A 17,088-nucleotide genomic window follows, 5' to 3' on the forward strand; every position below is an offset into this window, starting at 1 on the left:
GAAGGAGCCGCATCATGCCGATCAAACTGCCCGAGAACCTGCCCGCCTACGATGTCCTGTCGCGAGAGGGCGTCATGGTGATGTCGGACGATCGAGCTGCCCGGCAGGACATCCGCCCCTTGCGTATCGGGCTGCTGAACCTGATGCCGAAGAAGATCCAGACGGAGAACCAGTTCGCCCGCCTGATCGGCGCCACCCCGCTGCAGATCGACCTGCAACTCATCCGCATGTCGGAACATCAGACGAAAAATACCGCCGCCGAGCACATGGAGGAATTCTACCGCCCGTTCCAGGACGTGAAGGCCTCGGGCGAGAAGTTTGACGGCCTGCTCGTCACCGGCGCGCCCATCGAGCATCTGGCCTTCGAAGACGTAACCTACTGGGATGAACTGCGCGAGGTTTTCGACTGGACGCAGGGCAATGTCCACTCCACCTTTGGCGTATGCTGGGGCGGAATGGCGATGATCAACCACTTTCACGGCGTTCAGAAACACATCCTGCCGTCGAAGTCCTTCGGATGTTTCCGTCATACAAACATGTCGCCCTCATCTCCCTATCTCCGCGGATTCTCCGACGACTTCGTCATTCCGGTCAGCCGCTGGACAGAGATGCGGCAGGCGGAGATCGATGCACATGACGGGCTGGTCACGCTGCTCGGTTCCAACGAGGTCGGTCCCTGTCTGGTAGAGGATCCGGCTCACCGCGCGCTCTATATCTTCAATCACTTCGAGTATGATACTCATACTCTGAAGGAAGAATACGACCGGGATGTGGTTCAGGGAAAAACGATCAACGTGCCGCTCAACTATTACCCCGATGACGATCCCGCCCGCCCGCCGGTGAACCGCTGGCGGAGCCACGCCCATCTGCTCTACGGCAACTGGATCAACGAAATCTACCAGTCCACGCCCTATGACATGAGCGAGATTGGCGAGCGGTAGCCTCCTCATCGCCCTCGTGGCAGGCGGGAGCTTCACGCTCCTCACCCGCCATCGGGCGAAGCGGAACACCCTTCGGGCGGAGGCGGAGTATCCTGCCGTCGGCGCCCCGCTCATCCTGGACGGCATACGGGTGGAGGCGGTCACCCGCGGGCATGGCCCGGACCTGGTGCTCATTCACGGGGCGAGCGGCAATCACCGCGATTTTTCCGCGTTGTTGCCACGCCTTGTCGACGCTTTCCGCGTCACACTCTTTGACCGCCCCTCGCTCGGCTGGACAGACGAGATCGACCGGGAAACAGATCCCGCGGCGCAGGCAGAGTTCCTGAGCGCGGCGGCGGACAAGCTGGGGATTCGCAATCCGATCCTGGTCGGTCATTCCTATGGGGGCGCGGTGGCGCTTGCTTGGGCGATGCAGCGTCCAGGAAGGGTCAGGGCCGTGGTTGCGATCAGCGCAGCGACTCACCCTTATCCCCGGCCCGTCGCGCTGACCACGCGGCTGCTGGCCACAGCCTTTGCCGGCCGGCTTTCCGCACCCTTCTTCACCGCATGGTCCACGCCACGCATGATGCGCGCCGCCTTTGGCCCCGCGTTCGCCCCCCAGGTTGCGCCCGGCGATTATGCGCAGACGGCGGGGCTGGCGCTCACACTTCGCCCCGCGAGCTTCACTGCAAATGCCCGGCAGGTGGCGGCCCTCAGCCGGGCGCTCCGCCGGTTGCGGCAGGGGTATCCCGGACTGACCCTGCCGGTGGAGGTGCTTCATGGCGATGCGGATGCCATCGTACCCGTTCGCCGCAACGGCGAGGCGCTCGCGATCGATGTGCCCTCAGCGGTGCTGAGCGTGATTCCAAATGGCGGGCACATGCTCCATCACACACACCCCGATGCGGTGATCGCCGCAATACAGAGGGCGCGACTTCGCTCTGGGGATGTTCCACGCCCATTGCCGTCGGAACGATGATCTGGATAGTGGACATGTTCGGGCCAGCGACATAGCGGGGGAACGCCATGACTGACAAAAGCAAGCTGCCATTCGATGGCGCTATTTCAGCGTTCTATGAAAAGGACGCGCCGAAGGAGATCAGAGAGGCGATCAGAAAGGCAGGCAAGAAAGATGTTCTTGCCAATGATTATCCTTATCGCACCGAGTTGTCCAAAGACGACTACAATGCGCAAATGGAGCCGCTTCAGATAGAACTGGCAAAACTTGTGTCTCACGTGCGCCGCAAGGGATCGCGGCTCTTGATCCTGTTTGAAGGGCGCGATGCCTCCGGCAAGGGTGGGACCATCGCCTCGGTGACGGAGAACATGAACCCCCGCGTCGCGCATACGGTCGCGCTTTCCAAGCCCTCCGACCGGGAGCAGACGCAATGGTATTTCCAGCGCTACGTGGAGCACCTACCCGCCGCGGGCGAAATCGTCCTCTTTGACCGGAGCTGGTACAACCGGGGCGTGGTAGAGAAGGTCTTCGGCTTCTGCACCGACGCGGAACGCGCCCGTTTCTTCCGCCAGCTTCCCGCTTTCGAGCAGATGATCGTCAGTGAGGGCATAACCTTCATAAAGGTCTGGCTGAGCGTTGGACGGGCCGAGCAGCTCCGCCGGTTTCTCCAGCGGGAACAGGATCCGCTGAAGCAGTGGAAGCTTTCCGACATCGACGTCGAGGGGCTGAAACGCTGGGATGATTACAGCGCCGCCATCCGTGAGACGCTGATCTCCAGCCATACCGATTTCGCGCCTTGGACCATCGTGCGCTCGGACGACAAGCGGCGGGAGCGGATCGCGGTGGTTCAGTCCATCCTGCTCAGCCTCGACTACGACGAACGCGACAAGAAGGTCATCGGCCAGCCCGATCCGAAGATCTGCGGCGGGCTCGACATGTGGGATGCTTAAACGCGGCTATCATCACGGCAACCTCCGTCAGGCGCTGGTCGATGCGACGCTGAAGCTGATAGAGGAGAAGGGACCGCAGGGCTTCACCCTGTCGGAAGCCGCGAAGGCTGCCGGTGTGACGCCTGCGGCCGTCTATCGGCATTTTGCGGGGCGCGACGACCTGATCGCCGAATGCGCGCGGCAGGGGTACGAAATCTTCGCCGACCTGATGGAATTCGCCTTTGACAGCGGGCCGACGGCTCTTGCGGCCTTCGAGGCGACGGGGCGCGCCTACATCGCCTTTGCCCGCAAGTTTCCCGGCCATTACATCGCCATGTTCGAAAGCGGGATTTCCCCCAACATCTCGCCCGGCCTTGCCGATGCGGCGGCGCGCGCGCGGGGCGTGCTGGAGCGGGCGGCGGTGCGGCTCTCGGAAAACATCCCCCCCGAAAAACGCCCACCCGCCTCCATGTTCAGCGCGCATATCTGGGCGATGAGCCACGGCGTGGTAGAGCTTTACGGTCGGGGTGCACCGGGTGCCCGATCCCCCTTCCCGCCTGAAGAGCTTTTGGAGGCAGGGATCGGCATCTATCTTCGCGGACTCGGCCTGCTGCCGCCCGATAACTGAGATGAGAGTATGAACGACTGCTACAGCCTACTCGACAGCCTGCCCACCGCCGAAGACTTCTGTCGTCTGCGCGAGGTTTCCGGTCTCTCACCGAAGTCGCTTGCCGCCGCGCGGATCGGCCTGCCGAATTCCGTCCTTGGGGTCTGCGTGACAACGGGCGGGCGCACCGTCGGCATGGGCCGGGTGATCGGTGACGGGGCAACCGTATTCCAGATCGTCGATATAGCGGTGGAGCCGGGTCATCAGGGCCAGGGGCTCGGCAAGGCCATCATGGCGCGGATCATGACGCGCCTGAAAGAACTGGCCCCCGGCGCCTATGTCAGCCTCATCGCCGATGGCGAGGCGCGTCACCTCTATGCGCAATACGGCTTTGCGCCTGTGGCGCCCGCGTCCATCGGCATGGCGACCTTGTTACCCTGATCTCAGACGAAGAGCACGGCGGATCGTGGATCCCACGCGACCCGCGTCCGCACGCCGCGATCCAGCACGGGACGGGAAATCAGGTTCTTCATCGACAGGCGAACCGGCTCCTCCAACCCGTCCAGACGCACGTCGTAATAGGTCATGTCGCCGTAGTAGACGACCTCGTCCACCACGCCTTCGGAAACCTGCTGGGCCGGATTGATCGCCTCATCGCCATAGATCAGCGACATGGATTCCGGCCGGATGCCGATGCTGGCCGCACCGACCCGCACGCCGCCCGGCGCCTGTGCATCCTCCAGCGTGAACCGGCCAAGCCCCGGTGACTGTACCTCCGCCCGGCCCGCGCTATCGGACAGCACCTCCGCGGGCAGGAAGTTCATCATGCCGATGAAATCCGCCACGGCGCGGGTCTTCGGTCGCCGGTAGAGCACTTCGGGGTCGTCCATCTGCGCGATCTGCCCCTCGAACATCACGGCGATGCGGTCGGACATGACCAGCGCCTCCTCCTGATCGTGGGTGACGAGGATGAAAGTGATCCCCACTTGCCGCTGGAGCTTGATGAGTTCAACTTGCATCTGCTCCCGCATTTTCTTGTCGAGAGCGGAGAGCGGCTCGTCCAGGAGCAGAACCTTGGGCTTCAGGATCAGCGCGCGCGCCAGAGCCACCCGTTGCCGCTGCCCGCCCGAGAGCGCATGCGCCGCCCGTTTGCCGTAGCCGGAAAGCCCCACCATCTCCAACGCCTCGCCCACGCGACGAGACTTCTCCTCCTTTGTGCCAGGGTCGCGACGAAGGCCGAAGCCCACGTTCTCCTCCACTGAAAGATGGGGAAAAATCGCGTAGGACTGGAAGACCATGTTGGTGGGGCGCCGGTTGGCGGAGACGCCGGCCATGTCCTTGCCGTCGATCAGGACGGTGCCGGAGGACAAGTCCTCGAACCCCGCAATGGTGCGGAGCAGGGTCGTCTTGCCGCAACCGGAAGGGCCGAGCAGCGAGAAGAACTCCCCCTGCCGGATATCGGCAGTGATGCCACGGAGGGCGTGGTAATCACCGTAGTATTTCTGGACGTCCCGCAGCTCGATGATCGGGCGGCCCGAAGGCTGGACACGCTGGCCCGGACGGGGGGGACGGGAGGTGGGAGCGGGCGAGAGCGTCACAGGAAGCCTCCGGTATCGACCCCGCCACGCCGGCGGACACCGCGCCGGCGGAACATCTCGGCGAGGGTCAGGAGAACGACGGACAGGATGACGAGAATTGTCCCCAGCGCCATGACCACCGGCACCTTCGCCGGAAAGCGGAACTGGGAGAAGATATAGACCGGCAGCGTCGGCTGCGATCCGGTGAGGAAGTAAGCGATGATGAATTCGTCAAGCGAGATGGTGAATGCGATCAGCAGCGACGACACGATCCCCGGCGCCACCAGCGGAAGCGTGACGAGGCGGAAGGTGGACATCCGCGTCTCGCCCAGATCAATGGAGGCCTCCTCCAGCGAACGGTCGAGCGAGGAGAAGGCCGAAGACAGGATCGCCACAGCATAGGGTGTGCAGATCAGCACATGTCCGAAGATCACCGTCCAGAAGGCCAGCGGGATGCCCATGGCCAGCAGGACGACCAGAAGCGATACCGCCACGATCACCTCGGGCAGCACCAGCGGCAGCATGATCAGCCCGCTCATCGCTGTTTTGCCCGGGAAATCGTAGCGTGTGATCGCCCGAGCCGCGAAGATGCCGAGCATGGTGGAGAACACCGCCGAGGAAATCGCGATGATGAGGCTGTTCTTGACGGCCTGATGCAGCGCGGGAATGGTCCACAGCTCATCAAACCATTTCGTCGTGAAGCCGTTCAGCGGGAAGGCGATGATCGTGCCGTCGTTGAAGGCGAACAGCGGCAGCAGGATGATCGGCGCGTACAGGAACAGCAGGTAGAGATAGGCGTAGATACGCAGGCCGCCCGCTTTCATTTCGTCCCCTTCAGGAAGCGGCGGTTGAGGAACAGGAACACCAGCGACACCGCCGCGACGATCAGCATGGCGGAGACGGCCAGCGCCGATCCCAGCGGATAGTTGTCGAGCCGCATGTATTGAAGCTGGATGACGTTGGCGATCATCTGCCCCTGCGGGCCGCCGACGAGGTTCGGCGTCACGTAATCCCCGATGGTGGGAATGAACACGATCATCACCGCAGCGATCACTCCCGTCATGGAAAGTGGCAGCGTCACCCGGAGGAAGGACATCACCTTACCCTCCCCCAGATCCTGCGATGCCTCCAGCAGCGAACGGTCGATTTTCTCGAGCGCCACGAAGATCGGCAGGATCGCGAAGGGCGCATAGGCATGGGCCAGCGTAATGACGACCGAGTTCACATTGTAGAGCAGGAAGGTGAGCGGCTCATCTATCAGGCGGAGTTTCATCAGCCCGGTGTTCAGCACCCCATTGTACCCAAGGATCACCTTCCACAGGAAGACCCGGATCAGATAGCTCGTCCAGAAGGGGATCGTGATGAGGAAAAGCCACAGCGCTTTTTTTGAGCCAGTGACGTGGAACGACACGTAATAGGCCACCGGATAGGCCAGCACCACCGTCACCAGCGTCACCATCGCCGCAACACCGAGGGAGCGGAGCATCACCTGGCGGTAGAGCGGCTCCGTCCAGGCGGCGACATAGTTCTCCATCGTGAAGGTCTTGATGATCTCCAGATAACCATCCGTCCAGAAGCTGTAGAGCACGATCAGCCCGACCGGCACCGCCAGAAGCAGCACCGAGTAGATGAACGGCGGCGCAATCAGCGCATATCCGCTCCTCACTTCGGGTTCGCTTAAGCGGTTCCCCCTGTTGGCCATCCCATTGTCCCTACGCCGTTTCCGGTCCTTCCGGCGATTTAGGCAGAAACAGCCGCCAGAGAAAAGCCCGCTCCCACGCGGCATTGCGCCCCGGTGGCGTTTTCTTCATCCACCGCCCAATTCTCGGGCACACGAGGGCGTTCCACCGGTCGGTGTCGTGGACATGCCGCCGGAGTGTCGCGAAGCGTCGGGCCGGCAATGGGCGTCACCCCATGCGCCCAGCATCTTCGATGCCGTCGTTGCGTGCGGTGCGTGCCGACACTCCTTGTGCTGACCTGTCGCGGGATTTCGCCGCGCGGTCGCTGGGTGATGGACGCCCCGCATGCCAGCACCTCGCGGCGTGGGAGGCTTTGCCCATCCGTGGGCCCGAGCCTGCGCGCACGTCCGCGGGGGGTGTGGCCCCCGCCCTTGAGCGGCGGTAGAGGCTCCCGCCTGCCTCACTGGGCCAAGGTCCTGTCTCAGTCACGGGGGCAATCCCGCCGCGGCGTCGTCAGGCCTGCCGCAGATGCAGGGTCTTGACCTCCTGGAACGCTTCGATGCCAAGCCTGCCGCCCTCCCGCCCGAGGCCCGATTGCTTCCAGCCGCCGAAGGGTGAACCCCAGCCCATGCCTGTGCCGTTCACGTGGATCGCACCCGCGTCGAGCGCGCGGCCGATCCGTCCGGCCCGCTCCATATCGCCGGTCTGGATGTAGGCCGCGAGGCCATATGGCGAATCGTTGGCGATGCGGATGGCCTCCGCCTCCCCCTCCACAGGGAGGATGGAGAGGACGGGGCCGAAAATCTCCTCCCGGGCGATCCGCATATCGGGGGTCACATCGGCAAAGACCGTGGGCCTGACCCAGTAGCCCGCATTGAAACCGGGCGCGAGGCCCGGCCCGCCCGCCACGACCCGCGCGCCCTCCGCCACACCGGCGGCTATAAGGTCCTGCACCCGATCGAACTGCGTGGCGTTGACCAGCGGGCCGATGTGATCGCCCGCTTCCGAAGGCAGGCCGAGCGCGGTGTTCGCCGCCGCATCGGCCGCGATCTCCACCACCCGGTCATAGACCCCCCGCTCCACCAGCATCCGTGTCGGAGCATCGCAGGACTGGCCGGAGTTCAGGAAACATTCCGCCACGCTGTCACGCACGCGCTGCTCAAGGTCCGATCCGCAATCGGCAAAGACGAGGTTCGCCGACTTGCCGCCGAGTTCCAGCGTGATGCGCCGGATGTCTTCCGCCGCGGCATGGGCGACGGCCCGCCCCGCCCGTGTGGAGCCGGTGAAGGAGACGTGGCTCACCAGCGGGTCCGTGGAAAGCGCGACGCCCGCCCCCGGCCCGTTCCCCTGCACCATGTTCACCACTCCCGCAGGCACCCCTGCGGCGTCGAGGATCTCCATGTAGACGATGGCGGAAAGCGGCGTGTATTCCGATGGCTTCAGCACGCAGGTGCCGCCCGTCGCGATCACCGGAAGCACCTTCAGGGAGATCTGGTTGATCGGCCAGTTCCACGGCGTGATGAGCCCCGAAATCCCCACCGGGGCGCGGATCAGCAGGTCGCCGTTGGTGAGCCGTTCCTCCTCCTCCATTCCCTCCAGCGCCTCTATGAAGCCCGCGGCATGGCCGACGCCTGCGCCCGCCTGCGCTCTTCTGGCCATGTCGATCGGCGCGCCCATTTCGAGGGAAATCGCGCGCGCGAGGTCGCCGATACGCTCCTGCGTCAGATCATGAATCCGCCGCAGCAATGCCAGCCGCTCCGCCTTGGAGGTTCTGGAGAAACCGGTGAAAGCCTGTCGCGCTGCATCGAGTGCACGCGCCATATCCTGCGCACCGGCAAGGATGATGCTTCCCCGCACCGCAGCGTCATGGGGGGTCTCGAAGGGAAACGCCTCCGTGGAGAGGGGTGCGATCCATTGGCCATCGACGTAATGGGTAACGAGTTTTTCGGAATCGATCATATCGCGCATGGGGCACCTCCGCCCGACACCATCGCTTGCGGGGCTGAGCTGCGTCAAGCTTTGCCGCACTCATGCCGCACCTCCCCTTGACTACCGCCGAACCGCCGCCAGTCTCTTCGCGGTCAGGAGAGCCGTCTTCGTATGAAATATCGCCCAGAGATCGACGGCCTGCGTGCCATCGCCGTTTCCACAGTCATTCTGTTCCACGCGCGGGCACCCTTCTTCGGCGGTGGTTATATCGGCGTCGACATCTTCTTCGTCATCTCCGGCTTTCTCATCACCGGCATCCTCCTTCGAGACATCGAAGCGCATCGCTACAGCCTGACGGAGTTCTATGTGCGCCGGGCGCGGCGCATACTTCCCGCGCTTTTCGTGATGCTCGCGGCCTGCATTCCCGTCGCCTGGGGCTGGATGCTTCCGGCGGACTTCTCTGATTTCGGGCGGAGTATCGCGGCAGCGGCGCTGTTCCTTTCCAATGTTCATTTCTCGCAACGCGCGGATTATTTCAGCACGACGGCAGAGTTGCAGCCCCTGCTTCACACGTGGAGCCTTGCCATAGAAGAGCAGTTCTACCTGTTCTTCCCGCCACTCCTTGTCCTTCTGATCCACCGAGGCGGGCGGCGGATCGCGCTCATCGCACTGGGCGTGATCGCGCTTGCCTCCCTTGCCCTGGCGGAGGTGGGATGGCGCATCCGGCCTGAGGACAACTTCTTCTTCACGCCGTCGCGGGTATGGGAGCTTCTCGCCGGTTCGCTTGCAGCCCTCGGTATACGTCTTCGTCCGCAGGCGCCGCGTGGCGGTCTCGCGGCGCTGGGGTTGGCGATGATCCTCGTATCGCTCCTCCTACTGCCTGGAATGCCCTCGCCGTCGTTCGCGACGCTGCTGCCGGTTCTGGGGGCGGTAATGGTGCTGGTGTGGGGCGGTCAGGGTACGCGGGTGGGATGGGTCCTGTCGCTCCGGCCGGTCGTGTGGCTCGGCCTTATAAGCTACAGCACTTACCTGTGGCACCAGCCGCTGATGGCCTTCGCGCGACTTCGGCTGGCGGAGGAGCCCCGCGCCGGCGTGATGGCGCTCCTCGTCATTTCCTCAGTCCTGCTCGGCTGGCTGAGCTGGCGATGGGTGGAGCAGCCGTTTCGCGGCGCCGCCCCTCTGCTCGCCGGGCGTCGCCTGGCACTTGTCACGGCGGCCCTGGGGATCGTTCTTTTCTCCGCGGCCGGGATCGGTATCCGCAAGGCGCATGGATTTCCCGAACGTATGCCATGGGCCGCGGAGTTTCTGGCAGGGCGGGAGAGATATCGCGGCCATTGTCTAACCGCCGATGACGATCCGCTGCCCGTCCACCCGGTCCGCAACTGTGCCGCTGGCGAATCCGACCCGCAGGTCGCGATCATGGGCGACAGCCACGCCACCAGCCTCGCCCCGCCGTTGCAGGCGATGCTGACAGGGATGGGCATCAGCAGCTATCTTTCGGGATATGCCGGTTGCCCGCCCGTGCCGGGCCTCGTCCGATTGGACAAGCTGCCCTCGCACAGTTGCGACGCGTATAACCGCGCCTATCTGGACTGGCTGGAACGGTCGGGTGTCAGGACGCTCGTCCTCGCCGCGCGATGGCCGGTCTATGCGAGCGGGCTCAGGGCGAAAAATGGCGAGGGCGGCAATGAACCCGGGCCGCCAATACCGATGGAGGTGGCCGCGCTTCCTCCCGGCGACCCTTTTGATGGGAAGCGGGAGGCCCGCGTCATTAACGCCTACGCGGCACAGGTGGCCGCGCTGGCGGAGCGGTTCAATGTCGTTCTGGTCTACCCCTACCCGGAGGCAGGATGGAACGTGCCGCTCCGCGTCGCACGGGAAATGATCTTCGACCCGGAGGCACAGCCTGCGATCTCTACCAGCAGGATATTCTTCCATCGCCGCGCCGATGCCGTCATCACGGCCTTTGATGCGATTGACAGCCCGCGCATCGCCCGTGTGCGCCCGGACAGGCTGTTGTGCGACACATTCATTCCAAACCGCTGCGCAAATGCCTTTGGCGGAAAGATGTTCTACTTCGACGACAATCACCCCTCGCCCGAAGGCGCGGCTCTGGTGGCACCGGAAATCGTGGCCGCCATCCGCTCCCTCGATCGGGAGCAGGCCAGCCGCTGAGGGTGGGCGAGGCAGTCTCCCGCGACAACCACAAACAAAAAGGCCCGCCGGAGGGGCGGGCCTTTCTGAATATCGACGCAGGATCAGCGTTTGGAGAACTGGAAGCTCCGGCGGGCTTTCGCCTTGCCGTATTTCTTCCGTTCGACGACGCGGCTGTCACGGGTCAGGAAGCCCGCGGCTTTCAGCGCCGAACGCAGCGCGGGATCGTAGAGTTGCAGCGCCTTCGAGATGCCGTGCTTGACCGCACCGGCCTGACCGGAAAGGCCGCCGCCGGCAACGGTGGCCATCACGTCGAACTGACCTTCGACATTGGCGACCTGGAACGGCTGGCGCAGAATCATCTGGAGCACCGGGCGCGCGAAGTACGCGGTGTAGTCGATGAACTCACCCTTGTTGTTGCGGATGAGGAACTTGCCGGAACCCGGCTTGATCCAGACGCGGGCGACCGCATCCTTCCGCTTGCCGGTGGCGTAGGACCGGCCAAGTTCGTCACGCACGGGCTCACGCGGGGCTTCGTCAGCCACGGCGGCGGCGGACCCGGAGACAACCGATTTCAGGTCATCGAGGGTTTTGATGTCTTCGGCCATTTACTTACGCGCTCCGGGTGTTCTTCGGGTTCAGCGTCTTGACGTCCAGCACTTCAGGCTGCTGGGCTTCATGCGGATGTTCGGCGCCCGCATAGATACGCAGGTTGGTCATCTGCTGGCGCGAGAGCTTGCCGCCCGGCAGCATGCGCTGCACGGCTTTCTCGACCACGCGGGTCGGGAACTTGCCCTCGAGGATCTGACGCGCGGTGCGGTCCTTGATCCCACCCGGATAGCCGGTGTGCCAGTAGTATTTCTTGTCATCCCGCTTGGTGCCGGTGAGCTGCACCTTGTCGGCGTTGATGATGATCACGTTGTCGCCCATGTCCATGTGCGGCGTGAAGGTCGGTTTGTGCTTGCCGCGGAGGCGGTTGGCGACGATCGTGGCGAGGCGGCCCAGAACGACGCCTTCGGCGTCGATCAGGATCCACTTCTTCTCGATGTCCGCAGGCGTCGCGGTGAAGGTCTTCATGGTCCAGATCCCGTTCGTTTGCAGAGAGCCCGGCCGGGACCGGACTCCGAGAATTCGGATTGCGGTGTTCTATAGAAGTTCGCCGCACAGTCAAGCACGGGATGCAAGTAATTCCTTATAGATTTCAATTACTTGAAAAATAGGTATCATAATACCCCATAATTCAGGTCATTTCGGCGGGATCGAATAGGTTAGTGCTGCCCGTGCCACCGGCTCTCCCTGCCCGTCGGAGAAGACGAGCACATCCCCTACCGCCAGAACCCGGCCGAGCTTCAGTATCCGCGTCCGCGCGATCAGGTCCGCACCTGAGGCGGGCTTGCGCAGGAAGTCGATGGAACAGTTCGTCGTAACCGTGAGCGCCTTCGGACCGATCCGGGCAAGAATGGCGAGATAGACTGACACATCCGCCAGCGCGAACATCGCGGGGCCGGAGACGGTGCCTCCCGGTCGCAGATGCCTGTCCCCCACCAGCAGGCGGGTGACCAGTTCCTCCTCCGCCAGCGCGTCGACGGCAAAATCCGCCGCCACCTGCGGGAACTGTGCGCGCATGAAGGCATCAAGTTCGGTCATCGTCATTGTCAGCGCCACGGCTTCCTCCCCCGTTTTTCGCGCGCTACAGTTCCGGCAATGGGGAGGAATGACAATGGATGATATACTCTTGAGGTCGGATGACGTCGGGATCGCCACGCTGACCTTGAACAGTCGGGCCAATCTGAACGCGCTGTCGGATGCGATGCTGGCCGCGCTTTCCGATGCGTTCCGCGCGATTTCGCAGGACGAGAGCATCCGCGTCGTCGTGCTGCGGGGTACCGGCAAGGCATTCTGCGCAGGACATGACTTGAAGGAAATGCAGGCGAAACGCGCAGCGCCCGATGGGGGGGCCGCGGCCTTCGCCGACCTGTTCGACCGTTGCGCAGGGGTGATGACCGCCATCCCCCGCCTGCCCCAGCCTGTGATCGCCGAGGTGCATGGCATCGCCACGGCGGCGGGCTGTCAGCTCGTCGCCTCCTGCGACATGGCGGTGGCGGCGGAGGACACGCGCTTTGGCGTGAACGGGGTGAACATCGGGCTGTTCTGTTCAACGCCCATGGTCGCGCTGACCCGCAACATTGCGCGGAAGCAGGCATTCGAGATGCTGACCACGGGCGAATTCATCGACGCCCCCCGCGCGAGGGAGCTGGGCCTTGTCAACCGGGTCGTCCCGGCCGAACGGCTGTCGGAGGAGACAGCACGGCTTGCCGCCACGGTTGCCGGCAAGCTCGGCGCTGCGGTGCGGATCGGCAAACGGACCTTCTACGACCAAATCGGTCTGCCTCTGGAGGAAGCCTACGCCCTTGCAGGCGGCGTCATGGTGGAGAACATGCTCCACGCCGACACGAACGAGGGTATCTGCGCCTTTCTGGACAAGCGCAAACCAGACTGGGCGGTCTAGCAGGCTGATAAAGAGCTCTAAAATCCGGAAATCAGCCCCGGAACTACCGATAATGCGCGGACTTCCCCCGATTGCGGAGGATTTCCGCTCCCGCGCAGACTCGGCGGCCTTTCCACCCTGCTAGGCGGCGCCCCGAAGCCGGGCGAGGCTTTCCGCCAGCAGCGTCGCCGCGGCCACCCCGTCCACCAGCGGCATGGAAAGCCGCGCGGCGAGCCGCGGGCGCAGCGCGCTCATCCCTGCGCAGCCCAGTACGACCGGATCCTCTCCCCCGGCGCCCCGGATCGCGGCGGCGAGGCGATCCACCACCTCCTCCGTGCCGCTGTCGAGGTCCAGCACCGGGATCCCGCTGGCATGCAGACCCGCGCAACGCGGCGCGAACCCATAGGCAGAGATGTTCTGCCCGATCACCGGCAGCGCCGCCTCTACCGAGGTCATCACGCGGAAGCGGGGCGCCATCAGGGCCGCCATGTGAAACGCAGCCTCGCCGATGCCGATCACCGGGCAATGGGCACTGGCGCGGATCCGCTCAAGCCCGGTATCGTCGAAACAGGCGATGATGATCGCATCCGCCCGCCACTCCCGTGCCTCCTCCAGCCGGGAGAGAACGCCCGGAACCGCGCGTTCCCCGTCCTCTGCTCCCTCGATGGCCGGAGGTCCGTCGTGGTTGGTCCAGCCGGCGACCTCTGCCGTCGTCAGCGCGCGGGCGGTCGCCACTACCGCCTCCGTCATGCTGACCGTGGCGTTCGGATTGATGAACAGCAGTCGCAAACCCTAGACCCCTTGCCCCGCATCGGAGAGAAGCTTTGCCCGCCGTTTCGCGGCAATGGCAAGGGCCAGGACGAAAACGCCGATCACGAGGAAGGAAAACAGTGTCGTCAGCGTCCCCAGCGCAAAGATCACCGGCGTCGTGACATTGGTCGTCATCCCGTAGATCTCCAGCGGCAGCGTGTTGTAGCTGCCCGCCGTCAGCAGCGTCCGCGCGAATTCGTCATAGGAGAGCGTGAAGCCGAACAGCGCCACCCCGATCAGCGACGGCGCGATGATCGGGATGACCACATGCCAGAGCGTCTGCCATGCCGTCGCTCCCTGATCGCGCGCCGCTTCCTCATAGGCCGGGTTGAAGCGGTTGAAGATGGCGAACATGATCAGCAGCCCGAAGGGCAGCGTCCATGTCAGCTGCGCGCCGAAGCCCGACGTCGCCCAATGCACCGTCAGCCCCGATTGGGAGAAGATCAGCCCGACCCCGAGCGAGACGAGGATGGAGGGAATGACGAGGCTGGTGATGATGAGATAGAATACCAGCCCGGACCCGGTGAACCGCTTGCGGAACGCCAGACCGCCCATGACGGAGATCACCACCGTCGCCACCATCACCATGAGGCCGAGCACCAGGCTCCGCCGGAAAGCACCCCAGATGTCGCCGACCGCCTGCTGCTCGAACAGGTCGCGGAACCAGTGGAGCGAGACGCCGCGCATCGGAAAGGTGAGCCCGCCCTCCGGCCCCTGAAAGGACAGGATGGCGATGGTGATGGTCGGCCCGTATAGAAACAGCAGGAACAGCGCAAAGAACGCCGCCAACGCATAGAAGGACCACGGACGCCGTTCCATCACAGCTCCTTCCTGATATCGACGAAGCGCAGCATGATGCCGATCACGATCAGCACCGTGCAGAGCAGCACCACCGCCGTCGCCGCGGCCGACGGATATTGTAGCAGGGCGATATCGTTGGATATGAGCCGCCCTACATTGGCCGATTGCGAGCCGGACATGAACCGGACGGTGATGAAATCGCCCATCACCAGCGTCACGACAAAGATCGTGCCGATCATGATGCCGGGCTTGCAGAGTGGAATGATGACATTCCACAGGATCTGCCAGCCGGAGGCGCCCGCATCGTTCGCCGCCTCGATCAGGCTACGGTCAATCCGCATCATCGTGTTGAAGATCGGCACGACCATGAACAGCGTGTACAGATGCACGAAGGCGAGGATCACCGAAAAGTCGGAGAACAGCAGCCATTCCAACGGCTCGTCGATCACCCCCCAGGAGATCAACGCCGAATTGGCCAGCCCGTTGCGTCCCAGAAACGGGATCCAGGAGATCATGCGGATGATGTTCGATGTCCAGAACGGTATCGTGCAAAGCAGGAACAGCACGGTCTGCCATCCCTGGCTGCGCACGTGGAAAGCCAGGAAATAGGCAACGGTGAATCCGATGAGCAGCGTTGCCGCCCAAGTGATGAGCGCATATTTGAACGTATTGAGAAAGACCCGGTAGGTTACCGGGGAACCCAACAGGAATTCATAGTTTTCAAAGGAAAAATCGGGAACGATGGTAAATTCGGTGGCACTCCAGAAGCTCACCGCCACGATCATCGCGATGGGCAGGATCAGAAAGGCCAGCAGCACCACCGCCAGCGGAGAGGCCAGCAGCCAGCCGGTGAAATTGGCCGACCGCGCCCTCCGCACGGGGGCCGTCAGACTGCCCCTGTCCGGCCCGGAAGGGGAGACGGCCTGCCGGGCCGCCTCCGCCGCCATCGCCTGAAGGGGAGAGACCTCAGGCCGCGATGAACTCATTCCATTTCCTTACCATGTACTGGTTTTCATCCATGACGGAGTTCCAGCAGGCGACATGGCCCATGCGTTCGTAGAACGAACCGCCATCACGGCTTTCGCCCGCCTTGGCCATGACCTGACCATAGGGATTGGCGATGTCGGCCGTCGCTGGCTTGCCCTCGAACCAGTAGCCCCACTCGTTGGCGTCCATGTGCTCCTTCGAGGTTTCCGGCACGGCGGAATAGTAGCCCTGCCGCATCAGGAAGCCGCCGACCCAGCCGGAGAGATACCAGTTGATATATTCATAGGCCGCGTCCAGCTTGGCCCCTTCCAGCGCCTTGGACAGCCCGATCCCGCCGCCCCAGCTGCGGTAGCCTTCCTCCAGCGGCTGATACACGCAAGGTATGCCGCGCGTCTTGACCGCCGTGATCGCCGGCGACCACATGGACTGGATGACCACCTCTCCCGAGGCCATCAGGTTCACGCTTTCATCGAAGGTCTTCCAGAAGGAGCGGAACTGTCCCGCGCGCTTGGCCTCCGTGAAGATCGCAAGGGTCTTGTCGATCTCCTCGCGCGTCATGTTGCCCTTGTCGCCGTATTTGATCGCTCCCATCGACTCACATACCATCGCGGCGTCCATGATCCCGATGGCGGAGATGTCCAGGATGGAGGTCTTGCCCTTGAACTCCGGGTTCAGCAACTCTTTCCACTGGGTGATGGGGCGGTTGATGATGTCCGGCCGGATGCCCAGCGTGTCTGCGTTGTAGATCGTGGGGATGAGTGTCATCCACTGCGTCGGTTCCTTGGCAAAGGTCTTGGACCCCTGCGCCTCCACGAAGCCGACCGTATGCGGCGCGGTGCCCTGCGCGATCACCGAATCCGGCGTGAGCTTGCCGGTCGTGAACAGCGGCACGATCTTGTCGTAGAGCTTGATCTTCGTCGTATCCATCGCCTGAAGGTTGCCGGTCGGCCAGACCTTCTTGCAGATCCAGTATTCGATATCGGCGATGTCGAAGCTGTTGGGCTGGGTCGCGGCGCGCTGCGTCACCGCGTCGCTGTCGAGCGCGGTCATTTCCAGCGTGAATCCCAGATCCTCCTTCACCTTCTGAGCCACTTCGTTGATGTTGGACACACCCGTGCCAAACTGGCGCAGCGTGATGTTCCTGATCTCCTGCGCCCAGATCATCGGCGCGGGAAAGGCGGAGGCCGCAGCCGCAGCCGCCCCCGCCTTCAACACGCCGCGCCGGCTGTAACCGATCTTGCTCATGTTC

The 17,088-nt window shown here is 63.6% G+C and carries 18 protein-coding genes; 7 read left to right on the plus strand and 11 right to left on the minus strand.

The features are described from left to right. The first annotated feature begins 14 nt into the window (after positions 1–14). Genes metA through CG51_RS05900 form a run of 5 tightly spaced genes read left to right on the plus strand, consistent with a single transcriptional unit; the run spans position 15 to position 3,855 of the window. Complete coding sequence (metA, locus tag CG51_RS05880) at positions 15–941, plus strand: homoserine O-acetyltransferase MetA (protein ID WP_035743094.1); 927 nt, start codon at positions 15–17, stop codon at positions 939–941. Then, positions 928–1,899: an alpha/beta fold hydrolase gene (locus tag CG51_RS05885; RefSeq protein ID WP_035743096.1), complete on the plus strand. Its 972-nt coding sequence runs from the start codon at positions 928–930 to the stop codon at positions 1,897–1,899. Before metA ends, CG51_RS05885 begins: the two co-directional genes overlap by 14 nt. Before the next feature lie 47 nt (positions 1,900–1,946). After that, positions 1,947–2,828, plus strand: coding sequence for a polyphosphate kinase 2 (ppk2, locus tag CG51_RS05890; RefSeq protein WP_035743098.1), 882 nt, complete (start codon positions 1,947–1,949; stop codon positions 2,826–2,828). Continuing rightward, the gene (locus tag CG51_RS05895) at positions 2,821–3,435 is read left to right on the plus strand and encodes a TetR/AcrR family transcriptional regulator (RefSeq protein WP_035743100.1); all 615 of its coding nucleotides are present in this window, start codon (positions 2,821–2,823) and stop codon (positions 3,433–3,435) included. The genes ppk2 and CG51_RS05895 overlap by 8 nt, the downstream gene beginning before the upstream one ends. A gap of 9 nt (positions 3,436–3,444) precedes the next feature. Next, positions 3,445–3,855: a GNAT family N-acetyltransferase gene (locus CG51_RS05900; RefSeq protein WP_035743102.1), complete on the plus strand. Its 411-nt coding sequence runs from the start codon at positions 3,445–3,447 to the stop codon at positions 3,853–3,855. A gap of 2 nt (positions 3,856–3,857) precedes the next feature. Here the strand turns inward: CG51_RS05900 and CG51_RS05905 are convergent, their stop codons facing one another. The 4 genes from CG51_RS05905 to CG51_RS05920 all read right to left on the minus strand — a co-directional run bounded on the left by CG51_RS05905 (position 3,858) and on the right by CG51_RS05920 (position 8,638). Next, positions 3,858–4,940 carry an ABC transporter ATP-binding protein gene (locus CG51_RS05905; protein WP_035743275.1) on the minus strand — a complete coding sequence of 361 codons (1,083 nt, stop codon included), beginning with the start codon at positions 4,938–4,940 and terminating at the stop codon, positions 3,858–3,860. Positions 4,941–5,008: 68 nt separating this feature from the next. After that, positions 5,009–5,815, minus strand: coding sequence for an ABC transporter permease (locus CG51_RS05910; protein WP_035743104.1), 807 nt, complete (start codon positions 5,813–5,815; stop codon positions 5,009–5,011). Next, positions 5,812–6,693, minus strand: a complete 882-nt coding sequence (locus CG51_RS05915) for an ABC transporter permease (protein ID WP_035743106.1) — start codon at positions 6,691–6,693, stop codon at positions 5,812–5,814. The genes CG51_RS05910 and CG51_RS05915 overlap by 4 nt, the downstream gene beginning before the upstream one ends. A 490-nt stretch (positions 6,694–7,183) precedes the next feature. After that, positions 7,184–8,638, minus strand: coding sequence for an aldehyde dehydrogenase family protein (locus tag CG51_RS05920; RefSeq protein WP_233141155.1), 1,455 nt, complete (start codon positions 8,636–8,638; stop codon positions 7,184–7,186). A 132-nt stretch (positions 8,639–8,770) separates the two neighbouring features. On the opposite strand from CG51_RS05920, the gene CG51_RS05925 reads away from it, so the two are divergent. Beyond that, positions 8,771–10,774, plus strand: a complete 2,004-nt coding sequence (locus CG51_RS05925; RefSeq protein WP_051930108.1) for an acyltransferase family protein — start codon at positions 8,771–8,773, stop codon at positions 10,772–10,774. Positions 10,775–10,857: 83 nt separating this feature from the next. Here CG51_RS05925 and rpsI read toward each other — a convergent pair whose 3' ends face one another. The 3 genes from rpsI to CG51_RS05940 all read right to left on the minus strand — a co-directional run bounded on the left by rpsI (position 10,858) and on the right by CG51_RS05940 (position 12,418). Further along, complete coding sequence (rpsI, locus tag CG51_RS05930) at positions 10,858–11,361, minus strand: 30S ribosomal protein S9 (RefSeq protein ID WP_035743108.1); 504 nt, start codon at positions 11,359–11,361, stop codon at positions 10,858–10,860. A 4-nt stretch (positions 11,362–11,365) separates the two neighbouring features. Further along, positions 11,366–11,830 carry a 50S ribosomal protein L13 gene (rplM, locus tag CG51_RS05935; protein WP_035705529.1) on the minus strand — a complete coding sequence of 155 codons (465 nt, stop codon included), beginning with the start codon at positions 11,828–11,830 and terminating at the stop codon, positions 11,366–11,368. Positions 11,831–11,998: 168 nt separating this feature from the next. Beyond that, positions 11,999–12,418 (minus strand): PaaI family thioesterase, encoded by a 420-nt coding sequence (locus tag CG51_RS05940; protein ID WP_035743110.1) that lies wholly within the window; start codon positions 12,416–12,418, stop codon positions 11,999–12,001. Between the two features lie 55 nt (positions 12,419–12,473). Here CG51_RS05940 and CG51_RS05945 point away from each other — a divergent pair, with 55 nt between their 5' ends. Then, a complete protein-coding gene (locus CG51_RS05945) occupies positions 12,474–13,262 on the plus strand; it encodes an enoyl-CoA hydratase (protein WP_035743112.1) in 789 nt (262 codons plus the stop codon). A 120-nt stretch (positions 13,263–13,382) separates the two neighbouring features. Here the strand turns inward: CG51_RS05945 and CG51_RS05950 are convergent, their stop codons facing one another. The 4 genes from CG51_RS05950 to CG51_RS05965 are packed head-to-tail and all read right to left on the minus strand — an operon-like array spanning position 13,383 to position 17,084. After that, the gene (locus tag CG51_RS05950; protein ID WP_035743114.1) at positions 13,383–14,030 is read right to left on the minus strand and encodes an aspartate/glutamate racemase family protein; all 648 of its coding nucleotides are present in this window, start codon (positions 14,028–14,030) and stop codon (positions 13,383–13,385) included. Positions 14,031–14,033: 3 nt separating this feature from the next. After that, on the minus strand, positions 14,034–14,870 hold the full coding sequence (locus CG51_RS05955; protein ID WP_035743117.1) for an ABC transporter permease: 837 nt from the start codon (positions 14,868–14,870) through the stop codon (positions 14,034–14,036). Further along, the gene (locus CG51_RS05960; protein WP_233141154.1) at positions 14,870–15,838 is read right to left on the minus strand and encodes an ABC transporter permease; all 969 of its coding nucleotides are present in this window, start codon (positions 15,836–15,838) and stop codon (positions 14,870–14,872) included. Before CG51_RS05960 ends, CG51_RS05955 begins: the two co-directional genes overlap by 1 nt. Then, positions 15,819–17,084: an ABC transporter substrate-binding protein gene (locus CG51_RS05965; protein ID WP_035743119.1), complete on the minus strand. Its 1,266-nt coding sequence runs from the start codon at positions 17,082–17,084 to the stop codon at positions 15,819–15,821. The genes CG51_RS05960 and CG51_RS05965 overlap by 20 nt, the downstream gene beginning before the upstream one ends. Between the last annotated feature and the right edge of the window lie 4 nt (positions 17,085–17,088).

This window comes from Haematobacter missouriensis, from assembly GCF_000740775.1.
Taxonomy (GTDB): Bacteria; Pseudomonadota; Alphaproteobacteria; order Rhodobacterales; family Rhodobacteraceae; genus Haematobacter; species Haematobacter missouriensis.